This is a genomic window from Pseudomonas sp. Pseusp16, assembly GCF_047324915.1.
Taxonomy (GTDB): Bacteria; Pseudomonadota; Gammaproteobacteria; order Pseudomonadales; family Pseudomonadaceae; genus Aquipseudomonas; species Aquipseudomonas fluorescens_CD.
The window spans coordinates 1,054,238-1,065,493 of sequence record NZ_CP168522.1 but is presented as its reverse complement, the minus strand read 5'-3'; the positions used below and the strand labels follow the sequence as shown (position 1 = coordinate 1,065,493).

Genomic DNA, 11,256 nt, shown 5'->3' with positions numbered 1-11,256 from the left:
AGCGGTCGTTTGGCAATCAAATCAAATTTACCCGCGAACAAACTCAACCTTCTCACTTGCCGAATATTCTGATGAGTATTCAAAGAAAACCGTCTGATTTGGTTTATGGTAAGACCTCACCACGAAGAGCCAAGTCTCCATGCCGCCATGTATATCAAACCAACTGTTTATATTTGGAGTAAATTCATAATCCCCATCATAACTTTGGACATATATGCGGGAGACCCCAGTTGAAACCTCCACACGAAGGTAATAGCCACGATCCGTTCGAACAGTCTGAATCCCGGAAACTTCTTTGTCATCTAAAAAATACTTCGCAATAATTTTCCTGCTAACTGGCAAAGCCAGCATCGTATCAAGCCCCGCCACAGCAAGTCCGAGCTCAAATGTCCCGTGTTTTGCAGAGGGACTACTCACCTCCCACCTATAAACCGTTGTATCTATATTTAGACTTGGGCTCACACTTAAATCCTGCGCCACAATACCGCCCCCTCTAATCCAGCGCAAACTGACCTTAGTACCATCCAATGGGCTACCCGACTTAGGAACTAACGTCACTGTGCGCTTCGAACTATTAATAAAGGGAACTTCATTATTGGATGCGTCAACGCCATCAATTTTAACGACAGCCTCATCCTCCAGGTTGTTCGACAGCAACTTGCTGACAGGCAAAATAATCGGTGTGGTCATGCCCTTACCCGCAAATGCCAGCTGGAAGGTCCCGCTGTTGGTGTTCCCGCTTACTATCCAGGAACGGAGAGAATACTCGTTGCCGAAGGGCGGTACACTCTCCACGTTGGTGACATCGAGACCACTTTTGATTGCACAGGTCAGCGTGACCGGAAGGCCGGCCAGCGGGCTGCCTGATTTGGTAATCAACGACACGGTTTGCTGTTTACCCCGGATAAACAAATTACCCTCAGCAGGCACGGCATCGCCGCCAATCTTCACGTCGGCCTCATCCGCCAGGTTGTTCGACAGCAACTTGCTGACAGCCAAGGTAATCGGTGTGGCCATGCCCTGGCCCGTCAACGCCAGCTGGAAGGTGCCACTTCTGGTTTTCCCGGTGACTGACCAGCTGTACGTGGTGAGTGCACCGCCAAAGGCCGGTGCACTCACCACGTCGGTGACACTGAGGCCACTTTTGACTTCACAGGTCAACGTGACCGGAACACCGGCCAGCGGGCTGTTGGTTTTGGGAGTCAACGTCACCGTTTGCGCCTTGTCCCGGTAAAACCAATTGCCCCCGGCGGGCACGGCGACGCCGCCAATCTTCACGTCTGCCTCATCCGCCAGGTTGTTCGACAGCAACTTGCTGACAGTCAGGGTAATCGGTGTAGTCATGCCCTTACCCGCCAACGCCAACCGGAAGGTGCCGCTTTTGGTCTTCCCGACCACTAACCAGGAATGGATAAGTGACTCACTGCCGAAGGCCGGTACACTCTCCACGTTGGCGCTATCCAGTCCGTTTATGATGGTACAGGTCAGGGTGACCCGCAGGCCGGTCAGCGGGCTGTCGGGTTTGGGGGTCAACGTCACCGTTTGCGCCTTGTCCCGGTAAAACCAGTTGCCCCCGGCAGGCACGGCGACGCCGCCAATCTTCACGTCGGCCTCATCCGCCAGGTTGTTCGACAGCAACTTGCTGACAGCCAAGGTAATCGGCGTGGCCATGCCCTTACCCGCCAATGCCAGCTGGAAGGTGCCACTTCTGGTTTTCCCGGTGACTGACCAGCTGTACGTGGTTTGCTCACCGCCAAAGTCCGGTGCACTCACCACGTCGGTGACATTGAGACCGCTTTTGATGGTGCAGGTCAGCGTGACCGGCAGGCCGGCCAGCGGGCTGTTGGTTTTGGGAGTCAACGTCACCGTTTGCGCCTTGTCCCGGTAAAACCAATTACCCCCGGCAGGCACGGCGGCGCCGCCAATCTTCACGTCAGCCTCATCCGCCAGGTTGTTCGATAGCAACTTGCTGATAGTCAGGGTAATCGGTGTCGTCATGCCCTTACCCGCCAACGCCAACCGGAAGGTGCCGCTTTTGGTCTTCCCGACCACTGACCAGGAATGGATAAGTGACTCACTACCGAAGGCCGGTACACTCTCCACGTTGGCGCTATCCAGTCCGTTTATGATGGTACAGGTCAGGGTGACCCGCAGGCCGGCCAGCGGGCTGTCGGGTTTGGGGGTCAACGTCACCGTTTGCGCCTTGTCCCGGTAAAACCAGTTACCCCCGGCAGGCACGGCAACGCCGCCAATCTTCACGTCGGCCTCATCCGCCAGGTTGTTCGACAGCAACTTGCTGACAGCCAAGGTAATCGGCGTGGCCATGCCCTTACCCGCCAATGCCAGCTGGAAGGTGCCACTTCTGGTTTTCCCGGTGACTGACCAGCTGTACGTGGTTTGCTCACCGCCAAAGTCCGGTGCACTCACCACGTCGCCAGCCGACAGTCCGCTTTTGATCCCACAGGTCAGGGTGACCGGAAGACCCGCCAGCGGGCTGTTGGGTTTGGGAGTCAACGTCACCGTTTGCGCCTTGTCCCGGTAAAACCAATTGCCCTCGGCGGGCACGGCGACGAATCCAATCTTCACGTCTGCCTCATCCGCCAGGTTGTTCGACAGCAACTTGCTGACAGCCAGGGTAATCGGCGTGGACATGCCCTTGCACGCCAATGCCAGCTGGAAGGTACCACTTCTGGTTTTCCCGGTGACTGCCCAGCTATACGTAGTTTGCTCACTGCCAAAGTCCGGTGCACTCACCACGTCGGCGATTACCAGTCCGTTTCTGATGGCGCAGGTCAGGGTGACTGGAAGGCCCGCCAGCGGGCTGCCTGATTTGGGGGTCAACGTCACCGTTTGCGCCTTGTCCCGGTAAAACCAATTACCCCCGGCAGGCACGGCGACGCCGCCAATCTTCACGTCGGCCTCATCCGCCAGGTTGCTCGACAGCAACCGACACCCCAGCGGCATCGATTGCTCCACTTGGGGAACGTCTATGAGCAACTCAAACGAACCGCTTTGGGTTTGCCCGCCGGTTACCGTCCACTGCAATCCTGCCTGCGTGAGCGGTCGTGGATCGTTCAACTCAGGGTTATACGTCATGCCCAACTCTGCACCACTGCCTTTTTTCAACGCGACATTCAGCCCAATCAATGAGCTGGCAGCCTTGGGGACGAGTTCTACTGTGTAAGTGCCTGCACGAAAGAACAGCAGCTCAGGTCGAGCCAGGTCGACAGGCTCACCATTGATCTTGAGCGATTGAATTTCATCGGCAGTGATTTTCGACAGCACCCGACTCTCGATGCTTAATGGCGTTTCAACATCGGCACAGACGACCCGCAACGTAAACACACTACTACGATCACCGCCGGTCACCTGCCACTCCAGCTTCAGATTGTCCGGGACTTTTCGAGGCGTTATGAGGCGCGGGTCATAGGTCATACCCGGGTTGCCGGTTTCCTCCAGTGTCACGCTCAGCCCACGCATGGACTCTGCAAAGGTTATGGTCAGCGGACGCGTTTCCTTGCGGAAGAACACCGCGCCGAGGTCTGAAACTTCACTTCCGCTCACCTCGATTTTTGCGACTTCATCCTTCAGGTTCGCCGAAAGCAGATGCCCGGTGATTTCCCAGTCGCGCTTGAGTTTCGAGCAGTGCATCTGCAGTTTGAACAAACCGCTTTTGGCGCTGACAGGTGAGGTCAGGTTCCATGTCAGCTCGGTGCCCTCCATTGGGCGTTCGACGTCCAGATCCGGAGTAAAGCTGAGCCCCAGGGCTTTGGCGTCCGCGGACTTGAGTGACACCGTAGAACCTTCAAGCAGCTTGTTTTGATTCAACAGCTTTAACGACAATGGCTTGCCACTTGTGCAAACCACACCTCGCTCAAGTACATCGGGTTCAGTCTTGCCGTTGACCTGTATCAGCGCGTCATTGCCCCATGGGGTGAGCGCCAAGGCATGGACCGGCATCTCTTTACGGAAGTAGCCTTGCTCGTAATAGAGGCTCGGCACAGTGACGTTGATGAGGTGAATCCCTGCCTTTGTTGGCTTGAAGTTGTAAGGCGTGACCCAACCTGTTGCATCAGGATCGGCCGGCTGAAGGTCTTGCTCTTCCAGCTTCCATTTCGCCGGAAATGGCATCGCCTCTTTTGTGTAGTAGGAAATTTCCCGCGCCTTGAGGATCGTCTCTTCGCCGTACTCAATCACCTGAAATTGCTCGTTGCCGCTGGCATCGACAAAATCGATTCGGTGATGGCCCAGCGACACATCAACCTTGTACGCAGGTGAAGTGAACTCGGTTTGAGCCCATAGCTGAAACGCCTTCACTTCAGCGTTGGACGGTTGGTGGGGGCAATCGATTAGCCAGGTAGCGCCCTGTTCCTGAAAATGTTGATAAACAGTGATGTTCGGGTTGGTAGTGACGGGCAATTCAGGTTCGGCGGGATTTTTGTTCAGGCTCACGCCCTGATTGCTCCACGGGCTGTCCGCCGCAGCCTTGACCGTAAAATCGTGTTTAGCACCATGACAGATATAAAGTGGTCCAGCGGCCATCAACTCGGAATTGCGATTGCCTGCCATTACGTCATTCTCCCGATCATTGCAGCAGAGTGAAAAACGGTGTGTTTTTCACTATCTGAGAAATACCGGGTAGCGACTACTGTCAGAAATAACAGCAACAAAGATCATTCGGCAATAAAAACCGACCGTCTGATACCAACTTTTACCGATTTACCATTCAGCATGACCGCGCCGTTCAACAGCGCGGCCGTCACACCGGCTTACTGGGTAATGCACCGAGTCGTGGTGGTGATTCGGGTCACTTGCCCGTCTTCGGCCCGTACATCGCCCAGCACATCGGTTTTATCCATGGCCTGGCAGGTTCGTTCAGGAGGGGGTGGAGTGACTGCTGGAGGGGGTGGCGGACTGGAACAACCGCCGAGAATCGCCACGCAGAATGCCAGCGACACAGGTGAGATAACGCGTTTCCCAAGAATTTTCATAGGTTGACCCGCGATGAGTGATCGACACATTTTTGTGACAACAGAACCGGTGCGGAAAATCCACACACCTGTCAAAAAAAATAAATATCTGCGAATCACTCATAGCCCGGCCGGCGAGCGATGCCAGTAAAAGCTGGCAGTTCTTACATCATCAGGTCAGGGCGTTGCAGGGAATTACTCTACAGTTCGTAGCGCTATTCTTCGATCAGGGTGACGACCGTTTACACCGCCATTCACTGGAGAACAGCCCCCGCTCCCGCGCCCAGACAATCGCCTCGCTGCGGCTATGCACATCGATTTTCGAATACACCGCTGCCACACGATTGCGCACCGTGTTCGGCGCCAATTTCAGGCGCGCGGCGATTTCCTTGTCGGCCAGGCCTTCGCATATCAGGCTCAGCACATCGTGCTCACGGGTGGTCAGGTCGGTGAAGGACTCGCCGGGCAATTTCGGTGAGTTGACACGCTTCACGTTGGCGAGTTTTTCCATCAGCGTGCGGCTGAACCACGAGGCGTCCTTCATCACCTCTTCGATGGTCGCCACCAGTTCCAGCTCAGTGCGCTTGCGCTCGGTGATGTCTATCAGCACCAGCAGATGGCACCGGCGGTCCTGAATGTTCACGGTGTCTGCCGACACCACGTAATCGATCAGCCCGGCGTCCTTTCGGCGTACACGCACATCGATGCGGTCCAGGCTTGCAGACTTCTCCAATGCTGCGAAAAGCCGCATGCGTACTCCCTTGTCGACGATGAAATCGATCTGCGCGATGCTCTTGCCGAGGACCTCTTCGCGGGAATACCCGAGGGTATCGAGGAAGGCTTCATTCACATCCAGCACCACTTGATTGCGGGCCGCACAGACCAGGATCGGCACCGGGGACAGGCGAAATGCCTTGGCAAATCGTTCTTCGCTCTGGCGCAGGGCAGCTTCGACCTTGCGTCGCGGCTCCATGTCGACGAAGGAAAACAACAGGCAGGCTTCGCCGTTGAGCTCCAGCGGCTGGCCGGCCACGATCACTTGCTTGCTGCCACCGCCGGCCAAGCGCAGCTCGGCCTGCATTTGCGGTATGGTCGCGCCTTCGCGCAGGCGCTGCCTGGCCAGCTCCTTGTTTTCGGCCTGATCCAATACGTCAAGCTCATGGGTCGATGTACCGATCACTTGGTCACGGGTGTAACCGGTCATCTCGAGGAACCCGGGGTTGACCTTGATGTAGCGCAAGTCGCTGAGGCGGCAGATCACAGCGGGGGCCGGGTTGGAGGCGAAGGTTTTCTCGAAACGTTGCTCGGCGTTGGCCCGGTCGGTGACATCGTCCATGATCAACACCAGCGATTGCGGCTCGCCACGGCTGTCGGCCAATACCAGGCTGCGCACGCGATGGACCCAGGTACGCTCTTCGTCCGCCACCGACGTCACTTCCACCAGCACATCGCTGAACGTCTCGCCGCGCCCCACCCGGTTGATCGGGTAGCTGTCGACGGGCACCACATGGTTGTTGCGATAGCGCAAGGCGAAGCGCTTGGCATACGCCTTGGCGTTGGCACCCAGGTCACTGACTTGCGCGACACCGTGCATGGCCAGCGCTGCCGCGTTGGCCCACAGAATGCTCTGGTCGAGATCGAGCAGTATCACCCCGTCGGACAGACCATCGATGATCTGCTGCAACTGGCGCCGATTGGTTTCCGTGGTCAAAACGTCCTGGCTCATGGTGACTCCACAAGTAGGGGGAACCCGTGAAGAGTAAGACCGCAGACCTGTCTGATCGTGCGAAGTACCTGTGGGATCTGCATCATTTCGGGATGTCTGACTAGTGCACGTTCAGCGCCGCCTCCAGCCCCGCCAGCTTGTCCGGATTACGCATGATGAAAATCCGGCTCACCCGCCCCGCTTCATCAAAACCAAAGGTCATCGACGCCGTGATAACGCCGTCGGCCTTGATGACGACACCTTGGGCGCCATTGATTTCAATGGGCAGCCATTCGCACGCCTGCCAATAGTTGTGCAACGACTGACCGATGAAATCCAGCACGCGCGCGATACCCGACAGGGTTTCGCGGATGGCCGGGGCCTTGCCGCCGCTGTCGGCGCAGAGTTCAACGTCTTCGCTCAGCATGGCACTCAAGGAAACGGTCGAGCCGCTGGCGATAGCGCCGTGAAACGCACTCAACAATTGAGTTTGACGCACGGGCTCCGGTTGGTAACGGGCGTGCCCGTTACCCAGGCTCGCCTTGGCCCGGGACACCAGCTTGCGGCAAGCGGCTTCCTGCACCCCGACCGCATCGGCGACCTGCGGGTAATCCATGTCAAAGATTTCGTGGAGCAGGTACGCCGCGCGCTCCTTGGGTGTCAGGCGCTCCAGCAGCAACATGAACGCGGTGGACAATGACGAGGCCAGTTCGAGCCGGTGCTCGGGTGAGTCCTGATGGGTGGTGTGAATCGGTTCCGGCAGCCAGGTGCCGAAGTAGTCGACCCGGGATGCGTGCGCCGAGCGCAGCACATCGATGCAGTGCCGGGTGCAGGCCGTGGTCAGCCAGGCGGCCGGCGTGGCGATGGAGGCCCGGTCGGCCTCCAGCCACTTGATGAACAACTCTTGCACCGCATCCTCGGCTTCGGCGCGCGAGCCAAGAATGCGATAGGCCAGGCCGAGCAAAAAGGGCCGGCGCTGCTCGAACACAATGGCGGCGTTTTCAGCGCAGTTCATCAATCAGTGCCTCGACACCTGCAAGCGGTTCCACAGGTTGATCATGCCGATCTCGGCCGTCAAGGCACCGATCTGTTCGTCGTTGAAATGCGCCCTCAACTCACCGCGCAGGCTGGCGTAATCGTTTTTTTCATCCAGCAGCGTCAAGGCTTCGGTCCACGCCAGCGCGGCGCGCTCCGAAGCGCTGAAATCACTGACGTGACGCCAGACGATCAGGCGATCCAGGCGCTCATTGGTTTCATTGGCTTCCCGGGCCTCGCGGGTGTGCATCTTCACGCAGAAACCGCACTGGTTGATCTGCGAGGCACGCAGGTGGATCAAGTGCTTGAGGGAGGGATCGAGATCATGCTGATCGAGCACGACATGGACCTGAGTCAGGCTTTCGAAAACCTGTGGGATCGATTGCAGCAGGTTGACCGGTTGGGTATTGGACGACATCGCGTTGCTCCACTGATTGAGGGATTCAACAGGATGACGATTGAGGATTGCCCGTTGTGACGTGCGCCGAACAATTCAGCGCACGTCACAGGGTTCAGGCAGTCAACGCCTCCTTGGCCACCGCCGCCGAAGCCGCCAGCATTGCCCGCAACAGCACCGCACAGCCGGCCGCGAGGTCGTCCGGCGCGGCGTTTTCGATTTCGTTGTGGCTGATACCGCCTTCGCACGGCACGAAGATCATCCCGGCCGGGCCGAGTTCAGCGAGGAAGATCGCGTCGTGTCCTGCGCCACTGACGATGTCCATGTGCGAAAGGCCCAGGCCTTGGGCGGCGCCGCGCACGGCTTCGACACAGCCCTTGTCGAAGTACAGCGGCGGGAAGTCGGCGGTTGGGGTCAGTTCGAACGTCAGGCCGTGTTCTTCGCAGGTGGTTTCGATGACTTCTCGCACTTCGGCGATCATCGAGTCCAGGCGTTCCGGTTCCAGATGGCGGAAGTCCAGGGTCATGCGTACTTCGCCGGGGATGACGTTGCGCGAGCCGGGATAGGCTTGCAGGCAACCGACAGTGCCGCAGGCGTGGGGCTGATGGCCGAGGGCGGCACGGTTGACCGCACCGACAATCACCGCGGCACCGACCAGGGCATCCTTGCGCAGGTGCATCGGGGTCGGGCCGGCGTGGGCTTCGACACCGCGCAGTTTCAGGTCGAACCATTTCTGCCCGAGGGCGCCCATGACCACGCCTATGGTCTTGCGTTCGTCTTCAAGGATCGGGCCTTGCTCGATGTGGGCTTCGAAATAGGCGCCCACCGCATGGCCACTGACCTGACGCGGGCCCGCGTAACCGATGGCGTTCAACGCTTGCCCCACGGTGACACCATCGGCATCGACCTTGGCCAGGGTTTCCTCGAGGGTGAATTTTTCCGCGAACACGCCGGAACCCATCATGCACGGGGCAAAGCGCGAGCCTTCTTCGTTGGTCCAGACCACCACTTCCAGCGGCGCCTCGGTTTCGATGTTCAGGTCATTGAGGGTGCGCAGCACTTCGACGCCGGCCAATACACCGAAGCAGCCATCGAACTTGCCGCCGGTGGGCTGGGTGTCGATGTGGCTGCCGGTCATCACCGGCGGCAGGTCGGGATTGCGTCCGGGGCGCCGGGCGAAGATATTGCCGACGGCGTCGATGCTGACGGTGCAGCCGGCATCGATACACCATTTGACGAAGATGTCCCGGGCCTGGCGGTCGAGATCGGTCAGGGCCAGACGACACACGCCCCCCTTGACCGTGGCGCCAAGCCTGGCCAGATCCATGAGCGACTGCCACAGGCGGTCGCGGTTGATGTGCTGATGGCTGGACTGCAGAACGTCGACGGCAGCGTTCATGATGATCTCCTCAGGCAGTTCTTGTGTGTTTCTTCAGGCAATTCGGTGGTGTATGCGCGGCCGTCTTCGCGAGCAAGCCCGCTCCCACAGGGGAATGCATTCCAAATGTGGGAGCGGGCTTGCTCGCGAAGAGGCCAGTCGTCACACCGGAGATTTCACTACCGATGGATCGACTCGCATCACACTCAACCCGTAATAAATAACCCCGCCCAGCGCCGAGCCAGTGAACCAGCCATAGCTGTAGAACCAGTTGAAGGCATCGCTGCCCAGGGACAGCAGCGTCAACACCACCGGCACGCCGAAGGCCATGAAGCCGCACCAGTTCCACGCCGGGTACACGTCATCGCGGTACAGGCCGGCAAGGTCCAGTTGCTGTTTCTTGATCAGGAAATAGTCCACCACCATGATCCCGGCAATCGGCCCCAGCAGGCTCGAATAGCCAAGCAACCAGTTGGAATAAACGGTTTCCAGACTGAGATCCGAGACGATCAGGCCAAGCTTTTTCAGCAGTTCATGGGCCATCAACGCCAATCCGACGAATCCGGTAAGCAGCACGGCGTTGGTGCGGTTGATCACCTTGGGGGCGATGTTCTGGAAGTCATTGGTCGGCGACACGATATTCGCCGCGGTATTGGTCGACAGCGTGGCGATGATGATCAGCGCCATTGCCAGTGCGACCCACACCGGGCTCTGGATATGACCGATCAGAGTCACCGGATCGGAAACCGTCACTCCCACCAGCTTCACCGAGGCCGCGGTCATCACCACACCCAGGGAGGCAAACAGGAACATGGTCAGCGGCAGGCCGATGATCTGCCCGACAATCTGGTCCTTCTGGCTTTTTGCGTAGCGGCTGAAGTCCGGAATGTTGAGTGACAGCGTGGCCCAGAAGCCGACCATCGCGGTCAGCCCGGCGGCGAAGTAACTGGCCACCCCGGCGCCTTCGGGACGTTTGGCCGGAATCGCCAGCAACTCGGTCATCGAAACGTTCGGCATGGCCCAGACCAGCAGCCCTACGCCCACCAGCACCAACAGCGGTGCGGACAGGGTTTCCAGCCATTTGATCGACTCGGCGCCGCGAATCACCACCCACAGGTTCAGCGCCCAGAACACCATGAAGCCGATGACCTCGCCGGTGCCACCCAGGGATTTCCAGCCCTCGAACACCGAACCGAGGAACAGGTGAATCGCCAAGCCGCCGAACATGGTCTGGATGCCGAACCAGCCACACGCCACCAGGGCGCGGATCAGGCACGGAATGTTGGAGCCGAGCACGCCGAAGGACGAGCGCAGCAACACCGGAAAGGGAATGCCGTACTTCGTGCCGGGAAAGGCGTTGAGTGTCAGGGGGATCAGCACGATGATGTTGGCCAGCAGAATCGCCAGCAGCGCTTCACCGACGGTCAGGCCGAAGTACGCGGTCAACACCCCGCCGAGGGTGTAGGTCGGCACGCAGATCGCCATGCCCACCCACAGCGCGGTGATGTGCCATTTGTTCCAGGTGCGTTCGCGCACCTTGGTCGGTGCAATGTCGTGGTTGTAACGGGGACTGTCGAGGACATCGCTGCCGGCTTCCAGCTCAAACAAGCCGTCGCGCTCGGTCACTTGCGATCTGATCTGTTGCATGGCCGCTCCACTGTTCTTTGAATTATTTTTTTGCTCATCGCAGGCTCGCGGCATCAATAAACGTGCCGGGTGCCCCGTTTGCGCATCGGGCAGTTCCATAAACACTTTGTAAACAACTGATGTT

The 11,256-nt window shown here is 58.5% G+C and carries 6 protein-coding genes; all 6 read right to left on the bottom strand.

All coding sequences use genetic code 11. From position 1 onward, the window contains the following. Nucleotides 1–27: 27 nt before the first annotated feature. The 6 genes from ACEN8Q_RS04690 to ACEN8Q_RS04665 all read right to left on the bottom strand — a co-directional run bounded on the left by ACEN8Q_RS04690 (nucleotide 28) and on the right by ACEN8Q_RS04665 (nucleotide 11,132). Nucleotides 28–4,569: a hypothetical protein gene (locus ACEN8Q_RS04690; RefSeq protein ID WP_413704622.1), complete on the bottom strand. Its 4,542-nt coding sequence runs from the start codon at nucleotides 4,567–4,569 to the stop codon at nucleotides 28–30. A 627-nt stretch (nucleotides 4,570–5,196) separates the two neighbouring features. Then, nucleotides 5,197–6,696: a PAS domain S-box protein gene (locus ACEN8Q_RS04685; RefSeq protein WP_413428703.1), complete on the bottom strand. Its 1,500-nt coding sequence runs from the start codon at nucleotides 6,694–6,696 to the stop codon at nucleotides 5,197–5,199. A 100-nt stretch (nucleotides 6,697–6,796) separates the two neighbouring features. Beyond that, entirely contained in the window at nucleotides 6,797–7,690 is an 894-nt protein-coding gene (gene sigJ / locus ACEN8Q_RS04680; protein ID WP_413428702.1) for an RNA polymerase sigma factor SigJ, read from the bottom strand. A gap of 3 nt (nucleotides 7,691–7,693) precedes the next feature. After that, a complete protein-coding gene (locus ACEN8Q_RS04675; RefSeq protein ID WP_413428701.1) occupies nucleotides 7,694–8,128 on the bottom strand; it encodes a carboxymuconolactone decarboxylase family protein in 435 nt (144 codons plus the stop codon). Nucleotides 8,129–8,222: 94 nt separating this feature from the next. Then, the gene (locus ACEN8Q_RS04670) at nucleotides 8,223–9,506 is read right to left on the bottom strand and encodes a Zn-dependent hydrolase (RefSeq protein WP_413428700.1); all 1,284 of its coding nucleotides are present in this window, start codon (nucleotides 9,504–9,506) and stop codon (nucleotides 8,223–8,225) included. A 141-nt stretch (nucleotides 9,507–9,647) separates the two neighbouring features. Beyond that, nucleotides 9,648–11,132: an NCS1 family nucleobase:cation symporter-1 gene (locus tag ACEN8Q_RS04665; protein WP_413428881.1), complete on the bottom strand. Its 1,485-nt coding sequence runs from the start codon at nucleotides 11,130–11,132 to the stop codon at nucleotides 9,648–9,650. Nucleotides 11,133–11,256 lie beyond the last annotated feature (124 nt).

What these genes read in the sequence shown, in the direction of transcription:
- ACEN8Q_RS04675 (WP_413428701.1), bottom strand. Translation starts at nt 8,128, where the DNA reads ATGTCGTCCAATACCCAACCGGTCAACCTGCTGCAATCGATCCCACAG.
- ACEN8Q_RS04665 (WP_413428881.1), bottom strand. Translation starts at nt 11,132, where the DNA reads ATGCAACAGATCAGATCGCAAGTGACCGAGCGCGACGGCTTGTTTGAG.
- sigJ (WP_413428702.1), bottom strand. Translation starts at nt 7,690, where the DNA reads ATGAACTGCGCTGAAAACGCCGCCATTGTGTTCGAGCAGCGCCGGCCC.
- ACEN8Q_RS04685 (WP_413428703.1), bottom strand. Translation starts at nt 6,696, where the DNA reads ATGAGCCAGGACGTTTTGACCACGGAAACCAATCGGCGCCAGTTGCAG.
- ACEN8Q_RS04670 (WP_413428700.1), bottom strand. Translation starts at nt 9,506, where the DNA reads ATGAACGCTGCCGTCGACGTTCTGCAGTCCAGCCATCAGCACATCAAC.
- ACEN8Q_RS04690 (WP_413704622.1), bottom strand. Translation starts at nt 4,569, where the DNA reads ATGGCAGGCAATCGCAATTCCGAGTTGATGGCCGCTGGACCACTTTAT.